The organism is Pseudomonas sp. Pme6b (genome assembly GCF_058129925.1).
The window spans coordinates 5,130,115-5,153,447 of record NZ_CM176704.1; the positions used below are offsets into that span (position 1 = coordinate 5,130,115).

A 23,333-nucleotide genomic window follows, 5' to 3' on the forward strand; every position below is an offset into this window, starting at 1 on the left:
CTTATTCCTGCTCCAGACGGCGCTTGGCGAGCGAGCGCAGGGTCAGGTAGGCAACTCCGGTCACCAGCACCACACCCACAGCAACCACCAGCAGCAGCCACAGCACGTTGCGCGACATCAGCCACTGCACGTATTTGATCGGCCCAAGGTCACCGACGTAGTACTTCTGCTCGGCAACCAGCGCCTCGACCGAATCGCCGCGTACCACTACCAGGCTGCCCTGTACCTTGTCGCTGCTGCTCAGCGCACGGGCAACGTCGCTCATGCCGCCGGGCTGACCGCTGGAGATCAACACGACACTGCGCCCCTTGTGCAGCGGCGATTCGAAACCGGTCAGGAAGGTGCTGCGCGCGTCACTGGAAAACGCCATGGCCACCCGCGCCCGACGCTGGTTTTCATCCGGGTCCGGGCTCATCCAGTCGCGCAGACGGAAGGCCAGATCGGAAAGCTCGAAGCCCTGTTGCTGAGCATTGCCGGAAATCGGCAAACGGTCGGCCCACTGTTTGAGCAACGGCTGATCGCTGCCCGAGGACATGACCAGAATGTCCTTGTCGGCGGCACTGGCGATCTGTGCAGCGTGAATAACCGACACACCGGTCGCCGGGTAACCGGTCGATTCGCCGAAACGGCCCAATACGCTCAAGTAAGCGCTGACATCTTCAGTACTCGGCTGATCGGCCAGCACCACAGCGGTCTGCGACAGGTCCGCCAGGCGTGTGAACGGAAACCCGGAATCCTTGAACACACCCAGGTTCGGCATGGCCATGAAGTGGTCGTAACCGCTGAAATCCAGCGTCGATTCCGGATCGATGCTGCCGCGCATGTTATCGATGATGATGTCGCCACATTCGCCCTGCTTGAGGTAATCGAACATGTAGCGCAGTTGCAGGCGCGATTGCAGGGCCACGGAGTTGAGCGGCAGGTACACATGCGCTTCACGGCTGATCGTGTCATCGCCGCCCGTCAGTCGCGAGACGATCGAGTTGTTCAGGTTCTCGATCGACGGCAGCGGCTCGGCCTTGATCAGCGTGTCGTTGAGGCTGACCATGATCGACGAATTGTTCGAGCGTTCCTGCGGTGTGTAGCGGTATTTGAGGTTCAACGGCACGCCGTCTTCACGCCAGCTGAACAGGTCTGGCGGCAGGTTCAACGGCACGGTGATGTCACCCGGGTCGTAACCGGAGACGTTGAGTTTGTTGGCAGGCATCAGCTCGCCCAGTTTGATCGGCCGATCACTGGGCAGCCAGTTCGGCGCGTCATACGGTTTGCGCGGCGCGAGCAGGTCGACACGCTCGATCAATGCGCTGCTGCCGACCAGGCTCTGACCGCCGACCACCAGCGCATTGACCGCCCGCTTGAGTTCCGCCGAGTCACGCCCGGTGATTACCAACAGCTTGCTGTTCGGGTCGTTGGGATGGGTCACCATCGTCAGGGTCGGGCCTTTCGGCGCAGGCATCGTCAGCGCGCCGAGCTGCAATGGACCATCGCCCTTGAGCAATACCAGCGCATTGCCCTTGGCCGGCAGCTCATTGAAGTGCGCCGGGAAGCTGGCCATGCGCGAGCGGGTCTTGGCCGCGCCAATCCATGAAGCCAGCGCGCCTGCAGCTTCGAGCGTCGCGTTATCGGGTGCCGCGCCCATCACCACCGGCAGGTTTACGTCACGGTCATCGCGACGGTCGAAGAACGGCAGCGGCAAAATGGCCAGATCGTTGGGCAACGCGAACGGCGTCACGCGGATATCCAGACGCGTGTCGTTGTTGATCCGTGCCCAGAGGCTGGAATGCAGCTCATCGTGTAATGGCCGATGAACTGCAGGCTCAGGCGGTTGAACTCGGTGATCATCTGCGGCGGAATCTCGATCACCTGCGTCTGCGGCTTGCCGGCACCTTCCTTGGGCAACGGAAGGGTCGCGGCCACTTCGTCGTTGATCATGACGTTGATCTGCGACAGGTCCGCCAGCAACGCCGGCGAATAGCTGTAGCTCAGCGACAGGCTTGCGCCGGTCACCACCTGATCGGCACGCACATTGAAGTTGACGCTGTCGGTGGCTTCCACACCGCGCAGGTTCATCGGGTAATTGCGCCCCAGTTGTTGCAGCGTCACGCTGTAACCCTCGTTGGCACCCGTGGTTTCAGCAGCGCTTGCCCACATCCCGGTGGAGAGCACGGACAACGCACAAGCCAACAGGGCCCATGAGCGGCGAACGGCGAAGCGTTCGGCACCGAGAAAATACCGTTTAGTCATGACTACTCAATCCATCAATTTGCGGGAGGTGGGGAGATTTTTTTACGGGTCGGCAGTAACCGGCTGAAATCCTTGCGAGTGGCCTTGAGCAACTCGACGACGCCACGAACACCGATGTGGCTGACTTCGCGCAGCGCAGACAGCGGTGTGTCCGGCTTGCCGCGGCCCCAGGTCGAGGCCCAGGTGTCGGCACGGCCAAAGGTCAGGCGTACCAGCTCGCTCTGCTGACGCAGCGACAGATCATCGAAACGAGTGCCCAGATAACCGTCGCGGCAGAACATCACCGTGGCAGGGAAATGGCTGGTCTGCGTACCGCGATACAGCGACACCGTGATGCTGTCGCCACTGTCGATGCCCGAATCGGCGGGCATCACCAGTCCGAGGCCGGTCTGGGAAAAATCCTGAGTCACGGCGTCGAATACCACGCCATCGGCGCGGGTAACGCGAATCGGCAGTCTGGCCTGGACCCGGGGCTCGGTGCGCACCTGACGGATCTCGCTGGCCACCGCAATCGCAGCGCTGGTGATGATGATGTTGTAGATCGTCCAGGCCATGTTGATGACGATGGTCAGGGTGATCGCATCGTTATTCCAGCCCAGTTGGTAGAGGCTATAGATACCGAGTGCGAAGACCACTGCGTTCAGCGTCAGCAGCACGATGTAAGGCCGCGCCAGCGTCCAGTCGAAAAACTTCTCCTCGACCACTCCGCCCTTGTCGGTCACGTTGAAGCCACCGAATTTCGGATTGACCAGCGCCATCAGCACCGGGCCCATGATGTACCACGCCAGCACCGCCTCGTAGACCTCGTTCCAGAACGAATGGCGGAAGCGGCCCTGAATCCGCGAATTGGTCAGGCTGGCGTGGGCAAGGTGCGGCAACACATAGGCGGTGATCATCAGCGCCGAGGCGTGCATGACCTCGGCGCCGAACAGCAGGTAGGCCAGTGGCGCAGTGAGAAATACCAGACGCGGCAAGCCGTAAAAGAAGTGCAGCATCGAGTTGGCGTAGCACAGCCGCTGGCCCAGCGACAGACCTTTGCCCAGCAGCGGGTTGTCGGTGCGAAAGATCTGCGCCATGCCCCGCGCCCAGCGAATACGCTGGGCAACATGACGTGACAGACTTTCCGTCGCCAGCCCCGCCGCCTGGGGAATCGCAAGGTACGCCGTGTTGTAGCCGGCCCGGTTCAGCTTCAGCGCTGTGTGCGCATCCTCGGTCACGGTTTCAGTGGCCACACCACCGATGTCCAGCAACGACGAGCGCCGCAACACCGCACAGGAGCCGCAGAAGAAAGTCGCGTTCCACAGGTCGTTGCCGTCCTGCAGCAGGCCGTAAAACAGCTCGCCCTCGTTAGGCACGCTGCGGAATGTATCGAGGTTCTTTTCGAACGGGTCAGGCGAGAAGAAAAAGTGCGGCGTCTGCAGCATCGCCAGTTTCGGGTCCTTGAGGAACCAGCCCATGGCGACCTGCAAAAAAGAGCGGGTCGGCACGTGGTCGGCATCAAACATGGCGATGTATTCGCCATCGGTGGACTTGAGCGCTTCGTTCAGGTTACCGGCCTTGGCGTGGTAATTGTTTTCACGGGTCAGGTAGCCAACACCGATCTGCTCGCAGAACTCGCGAAAGTCTTCTCGGCGGCCGTCATCAAGTACGTAGACACGCAGTTTGTCTCGCGGCCAATCAATGGACTGCGCCGCAAAAATGGTCAGTTTGACGATGCTCAGCGCTTCGTTGTACGAAGGGATAAACACATCCACAGTCGGCCACTGACTGGAATCGCTCGGCATGATCACAGGCTTGCGGTGCAGCGGCCAGGCGGTCTGCACATAACCCAGCACGATGACGATCAGCGTGTAGAACTCGGCGACGATCAGCCCGTAGCCCAGCAGGCTGTCCAGCCAGTTATCGAAATCAAGAGTCGAGGTCAGCCGCCAGTACATGTACCGAAACGACGCCAGCAACGACAGCGTCACCAGCGCCAGCACCGAAATGCGCCCCGGCATCTTGCGAATCACCAGCATCGCGGCAAAACAGGCCAAGGCAAAAAAGCACTGCGCGTAGAGGTCCAGAGGCACGGTGACGACCAGCGCCATCAGCAGCAGGCCGACAACAATGGCCACGGTTTTCAGTGCGCGGCGCAGGGTTCTGGACTGCTGGCCGAACCTTGCCGACAAAGCATTCAGCCACAGCGATGAGCGCGTCCGGGGTGGGGACGCGTCGAGCGACAGGTTAGTCATGACAATCGGGTCTCTTCTACGTCCTGAGTCAGCAGTTTGGTGATCAGCAAGTGACTCAGCACGCGCAGGTCCTGAGTGCCTGGGGAGGCGCTCGGAACCTGTACCGCGTTGTGTCCGTAAGCCAGCGCTTCTGCGAGCGCGTTATCCTTGTGCACGATGCCCAGCAAACGCCCGCCAAGACGCTTTGCCATGACATCGCGCATGTCGCGACTGAACGTGCGCGATGCATCGAACTGATTGATGACGTAATGACAGACCGGCGGCTGCGGACCGGCCAGCACAGGCTCAAGCCAGCCCTGCATCTGGTCCAGCGTCAGGTAGCACGCCGCATCGGCGGTGAGCACGACCAGCACTTGGCTGGCGGCATTCAGTGCCTGTTCCAGCATGAGCAAATCACCACACGGCACGTCGAGAACCACCACGTCGCGCGCACTCAATTGCATGCGCGCAATCTGGCGAACCAGCCAGTGCGCGTCACTTTCCTGAAAACGCTCCAGAGAACGACGCTCGTCAAGCTGCAGCGCGCCATACGCCAGCAGCTGCGTGTCAGCAGACCCGCTCAGTAACAGGGCCCGCCAGTTCTCGCCGCTCAGGCTGGCACCACCGAGGCCTGCCACATCCGGGCTGGCGTTGAGATGGTGCTGCAAGGCGTTTTGCGGGTCGAGGTCGATGGCCAGCGTCTGCCCGCCTGGCACTTTGACCAGGCTGGTCAGCGCCGCGCTCAAGGTGCTTTTACCCACCCCGCCTTTGGCTGACACCACCGCGATGACGTGTGCCGGGGTTCTGGAAAGTTGGCCTTTGCCCATCGACTGAGCCAGTGCCTCGTTGTTACGCGCCTGCGCCTCGGCCTGCCGCGCCTGAGCAGCCTCGGCGAGCAGTTTCGCCAATGTGTCAGCGGCTATGCGCCTGGTTTTATCGGGCGCTATCAAATCAGGTGCAGTCGAGTTGTTTTGCGCCGGCAGCGTTGAACAAGGTTGCTCAAGAGACGGCTGAGAGGTCGCGCGCTGCAGTGCAGCAGACGGGGTTCTGGAAACAGACGATTCCTGATAATCCAGGCTGTTGTCTATCTCCAGATAACCGTCAGAGCTCGCGCCGAAACGTTGAAACAGATTGGCCACATCGTCAGCACGACTCATTCTGTACGACCTCAAATGGGGCCGCCAAGCACACCCCCTGTGGAAAAGCGTTAATACTAATGTGCAATATCACTGTGACAGTGTCAGAAAACCGATATATGACGTCCACAATTTACCGATGAGCGGTAAATCACTCGTTTTTCGACATTTTATTGGCGTTAGAAAATTGTGGATCTGGACACAATCGGCGGCAAACGGGGCTGAATCGAGGTTTTTTCGCACCAGCAGCTATATATCCAGTGGATCGGATATATAGCCGCTAATGGGAAGGATCGAATTAAATCAGTGGCCAGCGGGCGCAGATACTGCATCGACAGTCTGCGGCAACGCCATACCCTTGGGCCACAGCAACCAGATATTGCCTTTCTGTTTCATGTCACCTGCCAGCTTCCCGGCCTCATCGCCAGTGCCCCAGAACAGATCAGCGCGCACTTCACCGGCAATCGCACCGCCCGTGTCCTGCGCCGCGACCGGACGCACCACGCTGCTTCCATCCGGCCGTGTGGTGGAGAGCCAGAGCAGACTACCCAGAGGAATCACCTTGCGATCGATGGCTACGCTGTAGCCCGGTGTCAGCGGCACGTTGAGCGAGCCGCGCGGGCCTTCATTGCTGTCGGGGTTACGGGCAAAAAACACATAGCTGGAGTTGCTGGCCAGCAACTCGCTGACCCGCTCCGGATGCGCTTTGGCCCAGGCTGCGATGCTGCCCATGGTTACGTCTTCCTTCTTCAACTGGCCCTGCTCCACCAGCCAGCGACCAATCGCGCGATAAGGGCGGCCGTTCTGATCGGCATAGCCCAGACGCAGCTGCGAGCCATCCTCCAGACTCACCCGCCCGGAGCCCTGAATCTGCAGGAACTGCACATCCATCGGGTCGGTCAGCCAGGCAATCACCGGCGCATTCAACCCCTGCGCGTTGATCGTCGCGGCATCGTCGTAAGGCTTGAGCACCCGCCCCTCAAGCCGACCGCGCAAGCGCTTGCCCTTGAGTTCGGGATAAATGCTGTCCAGATTGACCACGATCAGATCGTCCGGAATGCCGTAAACCGGCACGTTAGCCGTGGCGGTCTGAGTCAGGCTGCCAGGGTAGACAGGCTCGTAATAACCGGTGATCAGGCCATCGGCACTGCCGCCATCAGCGCGCAGGCTGTAGACCTGCAACTGGCTCTGCAAAAACGTACGGATCTGCGCCGCATCCGGAGCCGCCACAAGGCTGCCCGCCGCCGCACAGGTCGGTCCCCACACGGCATCAGCCTTCAGACGAACACACGCACTGCGCCATGAGGCAAACCCGGCTTGCAAGTCGGCGTCCGACACGGCTGGCAGCGCGTCCCAACCAGCCTGGCTATAAGTGGTGTGTGGCGGTGCAGGCGGCGTCACCGGCTTATCGGACTTGTCACACGCGGTCAGCAGGGCAGCCAGCGGCAAAGCCAGCGCCAGCCCCCGAAACCATGGCTTGAAAGAGAGCATCATCAGCAGCAATCCTTTTACAGCCCACAGCAGGCTGGAGGGTAAAAGGCGTCATTGTGGCTGAAGCGGGCAGAGGGGCCTAGTGGGGAGCTTCATTCATCACCAAAGCCGGGCATATTGCTATCAAGAGCGGGTTTATTGAAGGCCGCTCCTGCCACCCCATTCAGAGCACTTCAGTAGACTGCCGCCATACTGAAAGCATCTATGTACTCACCATCCCGATAGGCAAATTTCCGGTGCGTCCCCTCTATGACAAAGCCATTCTTTTTATAAAGCGCAATAGCAGGCTCGTTATCAACGAAGACGGTAAGCTCCAGGCGTTTTACATTCATCCATCGGCAGGCGGTTGCAGACAGCTCTTTCAATAATTCGTCGCCAATGCCCTGGCGATGATGACCGTCTGCGACCCCCATCCAGAAATCAGCTACGTGCTGCCTTCGTCCCTGAAAGCGATAGAGCATGGCGCACCCGACAACGATGCCATCGCGCTCGGCAACCAGGGAAAGGCCTGAAGCGCTGCGACCTTCAACAAGTTTTTTATGTCGCTGATTGACTGGTATGGCATCCGAAGCGTCCACCAACGGAACACCGGCTGTTCAAAAATCTGAGCCAGCGAAGACCAGTCACTGTCTGCCATCGCACGAACGATCAAACTCATTTCAGACTCCTTGCCAGACCTGTTCCGTCCGGACCCAGACGCATTCTGATTGTCGATACAACCCGCCATGCTTAACGCCCGGCGTCGCCCTTCCGGCTGCCCCTCTGTTTACTGTCAAGGCCGGCCCGGATGCGGTTCCGGATAGTCGCGGTTGATGTCGATTGGTTTGGCATACGGCCCATCCCATAGCTGCTCATGCAGAGCGCCGATGCGCTCGGCCATTGTGCTGTCGTGCATCACCACTTCCAGGTTGCGCGAGTTGTCGAGATAACCGCCGAGCCAGTTGCTGGTGCCAACCCATGCGACCTGATCATCAATGTCCATGGTCTTGCTGTGGATCACGCGGGCATACGGGATGAAACCCTCGGCGGCTACGGGCAGCGTGACGATGCGCACCTGCACGTTGGGCACCAGGGCCAGACTCTTCAAATAGGCAACTTCGGGCATGCCTGTGTTCCAGTCCGACACCATGAGCTTGATCGAAACGCCACGAGCGGCGGCGCTACGTATGGCGTTATCGATGACCGCATAGTAAGGCCGGGTTTTGTCAGGCCCGTAGGACAAGGGCGCGTAATCCAGTAACTGGACGCGAACCTCGCGGCTGGCTTGCGCCAGCAAACGCGGCAGCTCGGTCTGGGAGTCGAGTACGCCGGGCGGGTTATAGCGCTGCGGACTGGCGACCAGATAGTTGCCAGCGGGCAAAGCGTTCTTGTTCGAGTGTGGCACCGGAATCGGTTTGCCTTCGGCGATGGCGGCCTGGGCTAGCCAGTCCTGATCGAACACGGCCTGCGTCTGGCGCACGACATTCGGCTCGTCGATGCGCAGGCCGGTTTCATGGATGTGCTCCAGTGAGCGCCAATCGAAATTCTGACTGCCTATGAACGCCTGCCGGCCATCCACGACGATGAATTTGGCGTGAATGATGCCGCTGCCCGTGAGCTTGGCGTATGGCAGTACGCGCAAGGTGAGGTTGGGTATCGCCCGCAACCGCTCAAGGGTCTGCGGATCGGACATTTTCAGGCCTTTTTCCTCCAGCAGAAAACGGATTTTCACCCCGCGCTGCCCCGCTGCAGTCAGGCTTTCAAGCACCTTGTCCATCACCGAACCGGCATGGTCTGCGGCATAGAACTGCTCGATATCGATACCCTTGCGGGCTCCATCGAACAGTTCACGCCAGACCTCGCCGGGCGCTCGCAGGTCAGGCGTCTGCAGGTCGGTTCCGAGCGGAACGGTGTGTACCAGCTCGAAACCTGGAATAGCGAAGTCGGCCTGCGCAAACGAACTCGTCAGCAGTAACGCTGCGATCACGACGCGGGAACGCGTAAGTACCCTACGGCCTGGAAGATCAAAGAACATGCGGGCCTCATCGCCGGACGCAGGCAGGAAGGCGCATGCCAAGGGCACACGCCGGCAGGTTGATCAGGCAGTGCGGTATTTCGGTTGGACCGGGGCAGCCGAATGCTCGGTTTCATCCTGCACCCGTGCGCCGCTGGAAGCGCGGATCAACAGGATCTTGAGTTGATCGTTGATGCGTTCCAGGCTGTCCTGAAAGTAGTTATGAAAGACCACGCAGAACAAGGCGATGGCAATACCCAGCCCGGTCGCGAACAGCGCCGTGCCGATACCGGCAGAAATCTGCCCGGGATCGGACACCCCGGCACTGGCAAGCGCCTTGAACGTGTCGATGATGCCCAGAATGGTGCCCAGCAACCCCAACAGAGGTGCAGCGGTAGTGATGGTCTCGATCAGCCAGAGGCTGCGGGCCAGCGGCGCGCGAGTGCTCAGGTACTGGGTTTCGATGACATCATCCAGATCCCTGCGCGAGCCCTGAGCATTTTTTTGCGCAAGCACCGGCAGGACCATGCTCAGCGGCAAACCGGCCCGGCGTGTCAGCGCCTCCGGCAGATCCTTTTCACTGTTCACCGAAGCACTGAGTGCCGTTTGCAGCGCCCGTGCCTGACGGCGTACATAAGCAAAGTAGATACCCCGTTCGATCGCGACAAAGATCGCTACCGCGATGGCGGCGTACATCACATAGAAGGTGATGTCGTGAAGCTGATTCATGTCCATGGCACAGACCTCTGGTCAATGAAGATTAGAAATTGGCTTCAAGAGAAACGGTAACGGTACGCTCGACGCCGACGATGTACGCCGGGTCGCCATCGCGGAAGCCGCTGTATGTACCTGCGTTGGTCTTGGTGGTGTACACGCCGTCCAGGTACTCCTTGTCGAACAGGTTGTCGACGTTCAGACGCAAGGTGGCATCCTTGACGATTTTCTTGTTCACCGGCAGATAGATGCCCGCGCCCAGATTGAAGATGGTGCGCCCCGGAATGCTTTCGTCGTTGGTCAGGTCGCCATACAGCTCGCTGGTGAACTTGGCTCCGAAGGTGCCGTAATAACTGCCGTCGTCGTAGCCGATGTTGGCGGCCAGCATGTTCTTCGGCACGTTGGCAAACTGCTTGCCGCTGGTAGGCAGCTCGATGGCGGCACCGTTATTGAAAACGGTCAGGTCATCCTTCTGTTTGGCACGGGTGTAGGTGTACGAGGTGTAGTAATTGAAATGGTGCGGCAGCAGGCCGCTCCACTCCAGTTCCAGCCCGCTGTTATCGACTGCACCGGCATTGATGTCGGCAAAGTCACCATTGATGTCTTTTGATGACACCTGACGGTCCTTGAACTGCATGTAGAACAGGGTGGCGGCCAGCGTCATGTCCTGTTCGGTAAAGCGCCAGCCCAGTTCATGGTTCCAGCTGGTCTCCGGCTTGCTGTTGATGGAACCGGTGCCCGGGTCATAAAGGACGTAGTTCTGCGGTATGCGCATGTTGCGCGACAGGCTGTAGAACAACTGGTCACGCTCATCCAACTGATACTTGAGGCCTACGTTCGGCAGCAGCTTGTTGTAGGTCTGGTCACGTTTTTCCGGCCGCTCGGTAAGGCTGCCGTGGTTATTGCCTTCACGCTCGACATTCATGTAGGCCAGGCCGCCTATCAGCGTCCAGTCCGGGGCGAAATACCAGGTGTCCTGAGCCCATACTTTTTGTGCAGGCGTCACGGTATAGCGATCACGGCCCTGGATCTCATTGCCGTTGGCATCGACCATGTAATCCGAGTCTGGCCAGATGCTTTCCGGCTTGCCGTTGCTCTTCAGGCGAATGAAAGGCTGAGTCTGCAACTGACGCGCACGCTCATACCAGTAGCCGACTTGCACGCTGTGCTCGTCGTTGACATCCCAATTGAGCTTGGTGGTGATCCCCGGACGCCAGGTCTGGGTGCGCGAAGGTCGGTAATACACGCCGGTGGTCGATGAGCCATCAGCGTTATAAGCGGCAGCCGTCGGCAAGTTGCTCAGGTCGAATACACCGTTCTGATTCGAGCCGCGGTTGAGCGCATAGGAGGAACTGTTTACTCCGCTGCCGTTGCCCCAGAAGTAATAGGGGATGACTGAAAGCGCCAGATTGTCGGCCAGTTTGAATTGGGTATTGAGCACGGCGGTGAACGTCTGGAACGGGTTTTGCGCCAGTTCGTAATAACTGGACAGCTTGCCGTTGCTGCCCAGCGCGGGAGTCGAAGGATAGGGGTCAAACTTGCGCCCGTTCTGCTGGAACTGGCTCTTGGTGAGCTGGCTGTAGCTGTTGTTATCCTGCTCGTGGTACTTGAGGATCAGGTTGGCCGTATTGCCCGAGCCCATGTCGAAGAAGCTGTTCCACTCCACCTTGTCAGCGCGCACGGCACCGTCACCGCGCCATTTCTGGCCTTCGGTGTGAGACATCGACAGCCAGTTGCTCAGCCCGTTGATTTCACCGGTATTGAGCCGCGCAAAGGTCTTGTAAGTACCGTTGCTGCCTGCACTTTGTTTGACGAATGCGCCGGTTTCCTTGGTGGGCCGAATGGTGACAATACCGATGTTGCCACCGCTGGAACCGATGTGCGGGCCGTCACTCTCGGCAGAGCCCTGGGTGACGAAGATCTGATCGATGTTTTCCGGGTCCCCCAGCAGGTTGGAATTTATGTGGAATGGAAAATCAACTTGACGCAGTCCGTAACCTGAGGACCTCCATATGAAAAACAGGCCCCTCTGACCAAGCTGTTCGCTTTGCCGTATGAGCAAGTTTCGAGCTTGACAACGTAGACCAGGCGACAAGGCCCCCACTGCACGATGTATCGCTCGCCTTTCAGCGCGTAGGCGCGAGTTGAGAAATTTTGACTCACCGTGCTGCGCCCGCAAGTCGATGGGAACACTCCTAATGAAACAGATACTTGAACACTGCTTCCCGTGTATCTCGCACACTGATGACATCGGTAATCAAGCCCTTTTCTTTGAGCAATAGCGGAGATCTGATTTCTTCATCCAATGCGGACACCACAGCTCTCTGCGCATCGGTCATGCTTGAGGACTTGATGATCTTTTCCATGGTAAGGGTACTGAAAACGCCTATATTGGCGTCAGGATAGGCCAGCACGGCGACAGGTTCAAAGCCTGGCCCGCTCATGGCATAAACACCACCGGTGTACGCCTTCCGAGCAACCAACAATAATTTTTTTACCTTGCATCGGGTATGTGCTCTGAATAAATCTGCCACAGCGGCAAAAATCCCATCGCGTTCAGCCTCTTCCCCAATCATGATCCCAGGAATATCTGCGATAAACAAAATGGGCAAGCTCATTTTCCCAGCCAGCTCAATGACATGAATCATTTTACGGGCGGTCCTTTTGTAGATGACGCCGCCGCCATGCGCGGAGTTGTTGGCAACCACGGCAAAAACCTGCCCTTGCAAGGTGGCCAGCCCGACTAAAACCTCAGGCGCATGAGAGGCACCGATTTCGATCAGGCTGTCGCTATCGACAAATGAACGTACCAGATGCTGCACATCAAAAGGAATATTATGAGACGGGGGCAGCAGGCGGTTGAAATCCACTTCAAGTGGGGTTGAAAACTCACCGTACGTCGAGCTTTTTCCAGCAATCAGATATAAGAGCAGTTTTCTCAGATCGGCGAACAGATCAGCCTCGTCGTCAAAAACCAAGTGCACGGACCCAGACGCGGTACTGTGGATATCGGACCCGCCGAGGGAATAAAGATCGGTCTGTTGAGCGAGCATCGCCTTGACCATGTCAGGTCGTCCCATACACAGAGCTCCTCGACGAGTCATCAGCACCAGATCGGCGAGCATCACAGGTAACGCCAAAGGCCCTGATGTCGGCCCTAAAATCACGGACATCAGCAAATTGAGTTTTGCCAACTCTGCCAGCGATGCGCTGACGCTGCCCATCCCGGACGGGGAAAGAAGCAAACTTGACATATCTGAAGAAAAAACCCTGGCTGTATCAAAGCCTTCAGTATCATTATTACCCCCGATTTTATCTTGAATATAGATAAGCGGGGCTTCAGCAGCTCGTGCCAAACCTACCGTTTTTATAATTTGCTGAGCCGTACTCCATTGCCGACTGCTTTGAAACTCGCAGTCACGACCGCGACTCATCGCAACATAGGTCTTGATTGAGTGGATCGTTCCTGCCCCGCAGATGAAATGGGTGTTCTGGCCCTCGAGGTCCTCCTTGAAACTACCTGGATCAAACAACCTAGAGACGCGTCTTTCGGAAACGCTCATCGAAACTCCTGACGTCGGTTTGCGTAGATAAACGCCGACACCGCGACACCCCGTCAACAAGCGTCGGCAACTGAAACCTCAACCCTTTAATACTTTCTCTATAAGACTCACGTTGCTCAGTAAAAAAGCATCTCGCGCTCTGGGCGCGTCAAAGCTCAAGCCGACCGGCAACCGCCCTTCCGGCCCGACGGGAATCGTTATAGAGGGGAGCATCGCGTTGCTGGCCAGGTCGGTATTGCGAATGGCCTGACTGAAAAACTCTGGTCGGTCAGCATGATCCAGATGAGGTACCCGGCAAGGTACCGTGGGATACCCCAGGAGCTTGATATGATGACGAGCAAATAGCTCATCCATTTTTCTTTTCAACAGCTCGCCATTTTGCAGTGAACTCAAATAGTGAGCCGGTTTTATAGCGCCCTCTCCAAGATGGTGATTGATGATGCCTTTTACGTTGGCATCATCAACCTGCGCAAAAATATGATGGATACCGTGCTTCCAGCCCAAGGAGAGCAATGACTGAGCAAAGTCGGCAAAGAATTCGTAAAGCGGAACGGTGAACGTGAGTGTCTGGTTCAGTTCCACAATATCGGCATCATCAATTTCAACAAACTCGAACCCTGTCTTGCGCAGCAGGCTGAGTGCATTAACGCATGCCCTCTCCACCTCGCCATCCAGATCAGACCACATGGAGACCGGTAGGCCGATTCGACAGGGACCCGTCCTGCTCAGAGGAAAAGACTGCTGCTTGCCTGACAACAGCCCATACACAAATTCGGCGTCGCCTGCTGTTCGTGTCAGTAACCCAACGCAATCCTTTGTATGAGAAACAGGGATAATGCCTGCCGTTGACAAGCGTCCAGTAGTGGGTCTGAAGCCCGTAATGCCGCAAAAAGCCGCCGGTATTCTTATCGAGCCCCCCGTATCGGTCCCCACCGACAGCGGAACGATTCCACTTGCCACTGCGGCGGCACTTCCACCACTACTGCCCCCGGCACAATACCCGGGGGCAACGGGGTTTCCCACGGCTCCCCAATGAGGATTGATGGATGTCACCCCGAAACTAAGTTCGTGCATATTGTTCTTGCCAGCAACCACAGCCCCGAGGGCTTTGAGTTGACTGACAATCGCAGCATCCTGATCAGCTATGAAACCGGACATCCCTCGCGTCCCGGCCGTCAACGGCAGACCGCGAACACAGATATTATCCTTGAAGGAAACTGGCACGCCCCAGAGTGAAGTACCCTTCCTTGCTTGATCAGCCTCGCCAAACTGGCTGACCGCATCACCCTCGCGTATGAAACAGTTCAAAAGGGTCAAGCGGGTCTCAGTGTCGAGCGCCCGCCCGCGCAGCTCTTCAGCCGCAATCTGTTCATCGGCCAATGCCCGGCACAGCGATTCAAGTGTGATCATTTCGCGCATACTCTTCTCCCTGTATAAGCGCTTCTCTCAGGACTGCTAATAGCGATAGGAGGCGTTAATACAGTCAAGCGGGTTGCCTTCTGACACCTGCCCTCCGGTGCTGCGCAGCACGGCACAGGCACTGTTCAATGCTGTCTGGACAGCACCTTCGATCCACCCTCCGGCAAAAGAGCAACTGCAGCCAGCCAGATAGAGCCCCGTGTCTTTATCGGGACTGTTCGCTGTCATCGGTTGAAAGAACAATCGATGCGAGTAAACATCCTCGCCGGGGTAATTGAGTTTGAAAGCGCCCGCAGAATGGGGATCGGTGAGCCAGTCATGGTGCAATACATACCGCTCATAATCCCCCTCAACAGGCAGGAGATAACTGGCGAACGTCGGATGTATCGCAGCGAGGTCATTAACCAGTACCTGACAACGTGTCTTTTTGTCAGACATCGCCAGCATTTTTTGAGCGTCGTCTTCCCACGTGTAACTGAGCAGAACAACTCCGTGGCCATCAGGTTCATCGGGCTGATAATCCAGACAATAGACGCCGCGCACCAAGCCGTCCGACTGGATGGTGGTCGGAAGTTTGTTTTTTATCCAGAATTTGGTACGGGTGAGAATGAAAAGCTTCGATGATCCGGTCAGGTGGGTTTCGCGGACAGCACGAGCGACGTCACGACTCAGGAAGCGCTCGCTGTCCGTGAGGCAATGAATCATTTGCATGGCTCGATTACTGCTAGTGACAATCACTCGATCAAATAAGCCCTGTTCTCCTGCTGTTGTCTGGATGATGATTTTTTCAGAGTCTCTGGAAATGCGGCCTACCCGACTAAAACAAATGCGCTCCCTTAACGTTTTGCCGTCAAATGCCTGATCAGCGAGTCTCGTGGCCAGACTGGATATCCCGTCCGGAATCAGTCGCTGATCACTTTGGTATCCATTGATGACCATCCGGAGTATTTCCGTGAAGCCAGCCTGAAAGACTGGCAGAAAACCACCCGAGCCTATGCCAAGCGAGCCGAACAGCTCAAAGTCTTCAGGGCGAGCCCATTGGTCACCGCCTGGCGGGTGGGGGCCGGTGAAAATACAGACAATCGCGTTGTAGAATGAACAATCTCGGAATACATTGAGCCATCCCTGCCATGCGATCGCTGCCTCTTCCAAACGACCCGACTTGAGCATGGAGGCAATGTCCAGCGGGGCAACTAAAGAACCGCCTTCAAGGAGGTAACCATCGCGCAATAAAGACTGCCACCCCTCATAAACTCGCCTGAATAATGTGGGCGGCTTTTTGCCCGCTGGCCAGTAGTAGCGTTTACCACGGTAATGCAGCTCCGTGTCCACCACACCAGGATCCGGAAAGGTGGTCGACGTTGAAATACCAAACTTTTTCAGGTAGTGGAAAAGGCCAGTTGCGCTGGGAGGAAAGCGCATCGCACCCATTTCTGCTATGTAATGCGGACGAGTCTGATCGAACACTTGAGACCATACCCGCCCCCCGATCCGATCACGCGATTCATATAAAATAACGTCCTTGACTCCCGCGCGTAATAGTTCAGTTGCAGCGACCAGCCCACTGATGCCGGCACCGACTATCGCTACCCGAGGGGTGGGAGTTCCGGATGAATAGCTGCCTATGCCTCCCGTCATTTCACACTTTTTCAGAAAGGGACCGTAGTCGTACAAAATATCAATACTGGGCGAATTAAAATGGTCATCCATAACCTGACGCTATCCTCTTCAACCTGACGTGCTGCCCGGTTACGATTTTTAAACTAAAGCTGAAACGACAGCTGTGCACAGCAGTCGCCAAATCCAAGATGCCTACTTCAGAGCAACCCTAAGGCTCCAAAGCACAGCCAAATTTCTGTCAGGGAAAGAAAATATGCCCAACAAATAAGCCAATCAGCATGACTTTAACCACCATCAAAATACAACCGCGTCGATCATTCCAACGCAATATTCCGCCTACCTAGTTGTTAGAGCTAAATACCCGCATAAATCGGATCCGATATCAGGCTCAGATTAAGGCTATCCCCTCAAATACGACGAGTCAAGGTTTTTGAACAAAGATTGCATTCCCCGCTCACCATCGAAGCGAAAGCTGTGATATCAGAGAGGCAGCATAGTTAGCTCAATAACTATCATATTGTATTCGACATACTAAGATGCTCGTTGCCAAGTCTTGCAGGCAGATTAACTGGCCTATATGAAAAAACGTTCTATAGAAAAGCTTGACCTGGAGACCTTTAGGAAATAAGTTCATGTAACCAAAGGGCAGTTGGATCCAATAGCATGCATCGGTCATGCTAACATACAGAGGAAATTCGCGTTCTCGAAAGTCTCTAAGGGTGATAGCTTTTTGAGGGCGCTCTACTTTTATTAGTCAATAGATGCGCGATACATATTAAGACTACTGACGCTGAACCAAGATCAGACTCTCATATAATAAGGAATGTTATATGTCTACGCAGCATCATTACTTAATGACACCGGGTCCATTGTCGTTAACCGACGACGTCAAAGCGCAGATGCAGTTTGATATGGGATCACGTGATCAGGCGTTCAAAAACATTACCGCTCTGATGCGTGAGCGGATTTTAGATCTGATCGATGGCTGTGGCTCGCACTCGGTAGTGCCAGTCCAGGGTAGCGGTACTTACGGTATTGAGGCCGCATTGACGTCGTTCATCTCGTCGTCTGATCGACCGCTCGTATGCATCAACGGCATCTATGGTGAGCGGATCCTGAAAATTCTGAAATTACGGGGCGTTCAGGCGGTTTGTATCAGAGCCCCGAGTCACGAGGCGCTGTCAGTCATCGACATCGCCGCTTACTTAGAGCAGGATCTATCGATTACACACATCTGTTTCGTTCATTGTGAAACAACCACCGGTGTGCTCAATCCACTCGAAGCCATCGTTAATCTGGCAACGCAGCGGGGTATAAAAACCATTATAGATGCAATGAGTTCTTTCGGCGCCGTCGATATCAGCGCAAAAAGAGCCCGTTTCGATGTACTCATAACGTCCAGCAATAAATGCATTGAGGGTCCGCCAGGTGTGGCGTTCGTCATAGCGAATCTCGACTTGCTCAGGGCCAAAGAGCATTCAATGAGTTCGTTTGTTCTTGATGTCCGTGACCACTGGAAAAGCCTTGAGCAGACCGGAGAGTGGAGATCGACGCCTCCCACGCACGTGGTCCAGGCATGTACGAAAGCTCTGGAAGAGTTGAGTCTGGAAGGCGTGGCTAATCGGGGGCAACGTTACTGCTCAGTGCGGGACGAAATAATTCGCGTAACCACACCTTATGCGTCGCCACTGTTGAGCGCTGAAGTGCGCTCCCCCGTTTGTCTGGCGCTGACTGCGAATGGTATTATTGATACCCCTAAAGACTTCAATAAACTTTACCTGCACCTCGTAGATTACAACCTCTACATCTATTCAAAAATGCATGCTCAGACGCGCAGCTTTAGGGTCGGATGTATCGGAGCAATCAAACCCCTGTGGATACGTTTGCTAGGCGATGCATTTCGGGAGTTTTTTGATAAAACGAATAGTAAACCCATGGCACCGGAACGTGTTGGATCAGCACTCGTCAGAAGGAGCTTGTAATATGTCACGCATTATTCACGATAACAGTATGTCTGTGGAAACGGCGCTTTTGCATGCGGGCTATCGTCACGACCCCACTACCAAGGCCGTCGCGGTGCCTATTTACCAAACGACAGCTTACGAACTTGACGGTGACTTGGCCCGAATTGCAGACATTTACAATGTAAAAAGTGACGGTTTTACTTACACACGCATCATTAACCCTACTACGCGCATTCTTGAACAGCGGTATGCAGTTGTCGACGGTGCAGTTGATGCCTTGGCCGTGGCCTCAGGGCAGGCTGCGACTTTTCTTGCTCTGGTAAATTTGTGCAGTGGGCGTCCAGGCGATAACATAGTCGTTTCAAAGTATCTATATGGAAACTCATGGAATTTATTATTTAACACCTTCAAAAGACTTGGAATTGAAGCGCGATCAGCAGACCCACGTGAGCCTTCGTCGTTTGAGCAGCAAGCCGATAATAGAACCATTGCCTTCTTTGGCGAGATTTTTTCCAATCCGTGTCTTGTACCTTTACCGCTCAGAAAACTTTCCGACATCGGCAAGCGCCTAGGTATTCCCATAGTCGTGGATAACACGACCACGCCTCTGGTGTGCCGTCCCGCTAAGCTTGGCGCCGCCATTACAACCTACTCTGCGACAAAGTATATATGCGGCCATGGCACTACTCTCGGTGGGTTAGTGACCGATAACGGCACGTTCGACTTCGACGACTCTGACCGTTTCCCGTTATTCAATGGGCCGGATGAGGCGCACGGGGGAATACTCTGGCGTGAGGCTGTTAAACAACTGGACGACCTGAGTGGGAGCCCCTGCCTGTTGAAAGCACGCATGACATGGCTTCGCGATACCGGTGCCGCGATTAGCCCGCTTTCGAGTTTCCAATTAATTCAAGGTTTGGAAACACTTCATTTACGCATGCAGCGCCACTGCGAAAACGCCACAATAGTGGCAGATTTTCTGCAACGGCACCCCAAAGTCAGGAGTGTTTCGTATCCAGGACTCTTCACCGGACAAGATCGCGAAATGACGGATGAATTAGTAGACGTTCATGTCGGTTATGGGGCAATGATCATGTTTGAATTGGACAGCGAGGCGGCAGGTCGGACGTTCATTCAGAATATCAAGCTCATGTACCACGTATCGAACGTCGGTGATGCGCGAACACTGGTGACGCACCCCGTCTCTACAACCCACACCACCGTTCCGAAAACACAGCGCGAAGCCGCAGGTATATTTGACGGATCAATCCGTCTTTGCATCGGTATCGAAAATGTGAATGACGTGATTGAGGATATCAAGCGCGGTCTCGACGCCGTTTGACAGCCAATCCGGCAGGGAGGATAACTTCATGGAAACGTCTGATTTCTGGAAGCTACGCAACAAACGGTTTAATACATTTCAGTTTTCTCGCGACATCATGCGCGAGTTGGCTAAACTAAGGCCTGATAATATTACCGGCGCGCTGTATATACTAAAAGACTACTTAGTCATACTGACTTGTGTGTTTGTCACGCTGAACATCAGTGAGTGGTTTTACCCGATTGCTGTGCTAATGATTGGCGCGCATCAGCGAGGACTTACGACGATCTCGCATGATGCTGCACATCGAATACTCGCGAAAAACACGTGGTGGAACCACTTTCTAGGCACAATATTTGCGGCCTACCCGATTTTTCAGCGGCATTGGGCTTATCGCGTTTCTCATGTGCATCTTCACCATCCGCATCTGGGCGATCCCGAAAAAGATCCGGATTTGCAATTCTTCATCGCTTCCGGTGTCTATGAGGTTCGAAAGCCTCGGGAGTACAAGTTTTCTATTGTCTGGAAGGCTATTTTAGGCGGGGCCACACTGCGCTATTTGAAATACCTGTGGCACAACCGCTTTCTGATTTCGAACAAGCAAGACAAGAGCGTTAATAAACACGGTGCCGTTATTGACACCTATGGCTTCGTGGCCTTCTGGGTAACCGTTATCGCTGGCTTCGTCATGACTGATAACGTGCACCTGCTGCTTCTGTTCTGGTTGGTTCCTTATTTGACCACGTTTCAAATACTGGGTTGGTTTACTGAAATCGCCGAACACTCTCCAATGTGCGAAACAGAGAACCAAAATATTTATCTCACTCGAAACAGAAAAGGTAACTTGATGGAGCGAGTACTCTTTGGTGTCAACTTCGACGAATATCATCTGGAGCACCATCTTTCGCCAGGCGTACCATTTTGGCTGCTAAAACGAGCACAAGAGATCCGTATGCGCGATCCGGAATATGCAGAGATCGCAAAGTGCTGGGGCGGTTTGTTTGTATCAGGGCCTAATGGGCAGCCCAGCGTGATCAGTCAATTGCTCGACCGCAATAAGCGTCTCTACGAAGCGCAACATGCATCGCCTGACACACCGGAGCAGGCATAATGACTAACAAATATTTTGATGCGACCCGTGCTGTAGTCGGCGTGTCGGCAAATCGGCAACTCCATGATGGTGTTCACCGTGACTGGTTGCGGCGGCGTTATATTGAGGCACTAGAACGCTACGCGTCCGTTGAGTGCGTGATCATCCCTACCATCGACGGCAACCTGTCCAGGGAAGAAACCCTGCGCAAATTCCGTGATGTGATGTGGCGTCTTGACGGTCTCGTGTTGACCGGCGACGAATCGAATCTTGATCCGAACATCTTCGACAAACAACTGGCCTGGCATTGCACCGCAGACGATGTTGTTCCAGGCGAGCGGGACCGGCCGAGGGATCGTCTTTCGAGTGTTGCATTGTCTGTTGCGATCGAATTCGATATGCCGATTCTCGGCATCTGCCGTGGCTTGCAAGAGATGAGTGTTCATCGTGGCGGCAAGCTGCATCCCGACTTATCGGCGTTAACTCAAAGCGTTTCACACAGTGAGCTGCCTAACGTGCCCCGTGATCAACAGTACCTTCCCACACATACAATCAGCGTCATGCCAGTCGGACGACTGTCGCCAATTGTAGAAAGCTCTGAACTATACGTTAACTCATTGCACAACCAAGGCATCACCACAGTAGGCGCCGGTGTGCAGATAGAGGCGGTCGCCTCGGACGGCGTGATCGAAGCGCTTTCATACAAGACGTCATCAACATTCCAGCTCGCAGTGCAATGGCACCCTGAATGGCATGCGACCACCGACGTCACAAGTCAGAAGGTTTTCAAAGCATTTGGAAGTGCATGCCAGGCTTACCAGTCAACAAGGCCACCGCCAAGGGGATCGGGTGAATCAACTCAATGAGTTGCGTACTTTATCTATTTTAATTATGTATTCAGTGTGAGTCTGGCGGACTTATGGATTTACAGTTGCTGGTCCTGTTTATTGTTGCTTTCACGTCGGCCGTTGCTGTGCCCGGCCCAAACGTCGCGTTTGCCGTCGCCCAAGCTCTCAAATATGGAACAAAAACGGTAGTCCCCTGTTCATTTGGTTTCGGGTTGGCAACCGCAATCCACGCGGTAGTCGCGCTTTCGGGTGTCGGATTGATCATTCGCGATCACCCTTGGGTTCTGAATTACCTGCGATGGCTTGGGGCAATCTATCTTGCCTACCTTGCGATCAGCACTTTCTTTGCAAAGCCGTCTCCGAGCGAGACAAATGTTATCGTTTCGAGTCCAAGGCAGATGTTTATCGATTCGCTGCTCGTTGCTTTAACCAACCCGAAAGGCTGGTTAGCGACCTTGCTTACTTACCCTACCTTCATCAGCCCACATGTGTCGTACATCCATCAAGCGATAACGTTGAGCCTGGTCGGCATGATTATTTCACTGATGATCTACGGCGGCTACATGTTCCTCGCGCAAAAGGCACGCGCAGCCTTCAATAACGAATCCATAATCAATCGGATAACTGGAGTTATTTACGCCTCGGTCGCGCTTTGTCTGGTGATGCTTTCCTGATGGCGGTAATGGAAATGCCGATGAGTTATCGGTGTACGGCACGAAACCTAAAGGAGGCTGGAAGCCCATGTCGATCATAGTTCCCAAAGGTTTACCCGCAGGTTACACACTCGCGACAGAAGGCGTCATGGTGATGAATAATGACAGCACGGTCTGTCCGCTTCACCGGCCGTTGCGCGTAGGCTTGCTGAATCTTATGCCAAACAAGATAGATACAGAAATACAGATCGCACGTTTGCTGGGGTCTACCCCGCTGCAAGTCGAACTGACACTGGTCAAAATAACTAGCCATTCACCCAAAAACACGCCGCACGAGCATCTAGCATCGTTTTATCAAGATTGGCACGATATCCAGGCACAGAAGTTTGACGGGTTCATTGTGACCGGAGCACCGGTCGAAACGATTCCTTTCGAGCAAGTTTATTACTGGCATGAACTAACCCACATTTTTCGGTGGACGCAAACCAACGTTCACCGATGCTTTAATATTTGCTGGGGGGCTCAGGCAGCTATGCATTATTTTCATGGCATGCCCAAGTACACACTGAATGAGAAAGCCTTTGGCGTATTCAAGCATCACGGCGTCGAAAACAAGTCTCCTTACCTGAAGGGGTTATCTGACGACTTCAACATCCCGGTCTCACGCTGGACGGAGATGCGGTACACCGATATCCCGACCAACAGCGGTATATCCGTTCTGATTGACTCGCCAGACACTGGCTTATGTTTGCTCGATGACCCCAATCATCACGCCCTTCATTTCTTCAATCATATCGAATATGACTCGCACTCACTGGCGGATGAATATTTTCGCGACAGAGAGGCAGGCAGATGCGTTCATCGTCCGAGAAACTATTTTCCCGAGGACTGTGAAGCGTTACTCCCCAAAAATCAGTGGCGCAGCCACGCCCATCTCTTGTTCGGAAATTGGATCAATCAGATTTCTCAAACGACACCGGCCGACTTGAACGACATTGGTCAAGATAGCTCTCGCACGCCTTCAATCGGGGAAGTTTCGCGATCCGGAACGTAAGGCCTGGTCG

The 23,333-nt window shown here is 55.2% G+C and carries 14 protein-coding genes and 3 pseudogenes; 6 read left to right on the forward strand and 11 right to left on the reverse strand.

Going from position 1 to position 23,333, the window contains the following annotated elements; all coding sequences use genetic code 11:
* Position 1: 1 nt before the first annotated feature.
* The 11 genes and pseudogenes from bcsB to iaaM all read right to left on the reverse strand — a co-directional run bounded on the left by bcsB (position 2) and on the right by iaaM (position 16,483).
* Positions 2 to 2,070, reverse strand: a pseudogene (gene bcsB / locus AC4ANE_RS23300) (cellulose biosynthesis cyclic di-GMP-binding regulatory protein BcsB).
* Between the two features lie 188 nt (positions 2,071 to 2,258).
* Positions 2,259 to 4,478, reverse strand: coding sequence for a UDP-forming cellulose synthase catalytic subunit (gene bcsA / locus AC4ANE_RS23305; RefSeq protein WP_002556133.1), 2,220 nt, complete (start codon positions 4,476 to 4,478; stop codon positions 2,259 to 2,261).
* Positions 4,475 to 5,614 (reverse strand): cellulose biosynthesis protein BcsQ, encoded by a 1,140-nt coding sequence (gene bcsQ, locus AC4ANE_RS23310; protein WP_002556132.1) that lies wholly within the window; start codon positions 5,612 to 5,614, stop codon positions 4,475 to 4,477. The genes bcsA and bcsQ overlap by 4 nt, the downstream gene beginning before the upstream one ends.
* A gap of 282 nt (positions 5,615 to 5,896) precedes the next feature.
* Positions 5,897 to 7,087 (reverse strand): murein transglycosylase A, encoded by a 1,191-nt coding sequence (mltA, locus tag AC4ANE_RS23315; protein WP_031595884.1) that lies wholly within the window; start codon positions 7,085 to 7,087, stop codon positions 5,897 to 5,899.
* Between the two features lie 170 nt (positions 7,088 to 7,257).
* A pseudogene (locus tag AC4ANE_RS23320) lies at positions 7,258 to 7,742 on the reverse strand (GNAT family N-acetyltransferase).
* A 114-nt stretch (positions 7,743 to 7,856) separates the two neighbouring features.
* Positions 7,857 to 9,098 (reverse strand): phospholipase D-like domain-containing protein, encoded by a 1,242-nt coding sequence (locus AC4ANE_RS23325; protein ID WP_002556130.1) that lies wholly within the window; start codon positions 9,096 to 9,098, stop codon positions 7,857 to 7,859.
* A gap of 63 nt (positions 9,099 to 9,161) precedes the next feature.
* Positions 9,162 to 9,812, reverse strand: a complete 651-nt coding sequence (locus AC4ANE_RS23330; protein ID WP_002556129.1) for a MotA/TolQ/ExbB proton channel family protein — start codon at positions 9,810 to 9,812, stop codon at positions 9,162 to 9,164.
* Positions 9,813 to 9,837: 25 nt separating this feature from the next.
* A pseudogene (locus AC4ANE_RS23335) lies at positions 9,838 to 11,760 on the reverse strand (TonB-dependent receptor); the annotation flags it as partial.
* Positions 11,761 to 11,986: 226 nt separating this feature from the next.
* Positions 11,987 to 13,354 carry a carboxyl transferase domain-containing protein gene (locus AC4ANE_RS23340; protein ID WP_002556127.1) on the reverse strand — a complete coding sequence of 456 codons (1,368 nt, stop codon included), beginning with the start codon at positions 13,352 to 13,354 and terminating at the stop codon, positions 11,987 to 11,989.
* Between the two features lie 78 nt (positions 13,355 to 13,432).
* Positions 13,433 to 14,773 (reverse strand): amidase family protein, encoded by a 1,341-nt coding sequence (locus tag AC4ANE_RS23345; protein ID WP_002556126.1) that lies wholly within the window; start codon positions 14,771 to 14,773, stop codon positions 13,433 to 13,435.
* A 36-nt stretch (positions 14,774 to 14,809) separates the two neighbouring features.
* Positions 14,810 to 16,483, reverse strand: a complete 1,674-nt coding sequence (iaaM, locus tag AC4ANE_RS23350) for a tryptophan 2-monooxygenase (protein WP_031595889.1) — start codon at positions 16,481 to 16,483, stop codon at positions 14,810 to 14,812.
* Between the two features lie 740 nt (positions 16,484 to 17,223).
* On the opposite strand from iaaM, the gene AC4ANE_RS23355 reads away from it, so the two are divergent.
* From AC4ANE_RS23355 to AC4ANE_RS23380, 6 genes are all read left to right on the forward strand, one after another.
* Positions 17,224 to 18,375 carry a 2-aminoethylphosphonate--pyruvate transaminase gene (locus AC4ANE_RS23355; RefSeq protein ID WP_460408547.1) on the forward strand — a complete coding sequence of 384 codons (1,152 nt, stop codon included), beginning with the start codon at positions 17,224 to 17,226 and terminating at the stop codon, positions 18,373 to 18,375.
* Position 18,376: 1 nt separating this feature from the next.
* Positions 18,377 to 19,699 carry an O-acetylhomoserine aminocarboxypropyltransferase/cysteine synthase family protein gene (locus tag AC4ANE_RS23360; RefSeq protein WP_031595890.1) on the forward strand — a complete coding sequence of 441 codons (1,323 nt, stop codon included), beginning with the start codon at positions 18,377 to 18,379 and terminating at the stop codon, positions 19,697 to 19,699.
* A 28-nt stretch (positions 19,700 to 19,727) separates the two neighbouring features.
* The gene (locus AC4ANE_RS23365) at positions 19,728 to 20,789 is read left to right on the forward strand and encodes a fatty acid desaturase family protein (protein ID WP_031595891.1); all 1,062 of its coding nucleotides are present in this window, start codon (positions 19,728 to 19,730) and stop codon (positions 20,787 to 20,789) included.
* On the forward strand, positions 20,789 to 21,634 hold the full coding sequence (locus AC4ANE_RS23370; RefSeq protein ID WP_002556122.1) for a gamma-glutamyl-gamma-aminobutyrate hydrolase family protein: 846 nt from the start codon (positions 20,789 to 20,791) through the stop codon (positions 21,632 to 21,634). The genes AC4ANE_RS23365 and AC4ANE_RS23370 overlap by 1 nt, the downstream gene beginning before the upstream one ends.
* A gap of 53 nt (positions 21,635 to 21,687) precedes the next feature.
* The gene (locus tag AC4ANE_RS23375; RefSeq protein WP_031595892.1) at positions 21,688 to 22,290 is read left to right on the forward strand and encodes a LysE family translocator; all 603 of its coding nucleotides are present in this window, start codon (positions 21,688 to 21,690) and stop codon (positions 22,288 to 22,290) included.
* A gap of 67 nt (positions 22,291 to 22,357) precedes the next feature.
* On the forward strand, positions 22,358 to 23,323 hold the full coding sequence (locus AC4ANE_RS23380) for a homoserine O-succinyltransferase (RefSeq protein WP_031595893.1): 966 nt from the start codon (positions 22,358 to 22,360) through the stop codon (positions 23,321 to 23,323).
* Positions 23,324 to 23,333: the final 10 nt, after the last annotated feature.

Coding starts and splice junctions, on each gene's coding strand:
- bcsA (WP_002556133.1), bottom strand. CDS start 4,478: ATGACTAACCTGTCGCTCGACGCGTCCCCACCCCGGACGCGCTCATCG.
- bcsQ (WP_002556132.1), bottom strand. CDS start 5,614: ATGAGTCGTGCTGACGATGTGGCCAATCTGTTTCAACGTTTCGGCGCG.
- mltA (WP_031595884.1), bottom strand. CDS start 7,087: ATGATGCTCTCTTTCAAGCCATGGTTTCGGGGGCTGGCGCTGGCTTTG.
- AC4ANE_RS23325 (WP_002556130.1), bottom strand. CDS start 9,098: ATGTTCTTTGATCTTCCAGGCCGTAGGGTACTTACGCGTTCCCGCGTC.
- AC4ANE_RS23330 (WP_002556129.1), bottom strand. CDS start 9,812: ATGGACATGAATCAGCTTCACGACATCACCTTCTATGTGATGTACGCC.
- AC4ANE_RS23340 (WP_002556127.1), bottom strand. CDS start 13,354: ATGAGCGTTTCCGAAAGACGCGTCTCTAGGTTGTTTGATCCAGGTAGT.
- AC4ANE_RS23345 (WP_002556126.1), bottom strand. CDS start 14,773: ATGCGCGAAATGATCACACTTGAATCGCTGTGCCGGGCATTGGCCGAT.
- iaaM (WP_031595889.1), bottom strand. CDS start 16,483: ATGGATGACCATTTTAATTCGCCCAGTATTGATATTTTGTACGACTAC.
- AC4ANE_RS23355 (WP_460408547.1), top strand. CDS start 17,224: ATGTCTACGCAGCATCATTACTTAATGACACCGGGTCCATTGTCGTTA.
- AC4ANE_RS23360 (WP_031595890.1), top strand. CDS start 18,377: ATGTCACGCATTATTCACGATAACAGTATGTCTGTGGAAACGGCGCTT.
- AC4ANE_RS23365 (WP_031595891.1), top strand. CDS start 19,728: ATGGAAACGTCTGATTTCTGGAAGCTACGCAACAAACGGTTTAATACA.
- AC4ANE_RS23370 (WP_002556122.1), top strand. CDS start 20,789: ATGACTAACAAATATTTTGATGCGACCCGTGCTGTAGTCGGCGTGTCG.
- AC4ANE_RS23375 (WP_031595892.1), top strand. CDS start 21,688: ATGGATTTACAGTTGCTGGTCCTGTTTATTGTTGCTTTCACGTCGGCC.
- AC4ANE_RS23380 (WP_031595893.1), top strand. CDS start 22,358: ATGTCGATCATAGTTCCCAAAGGTTTACCCGCAGGTTACACACTCGCG.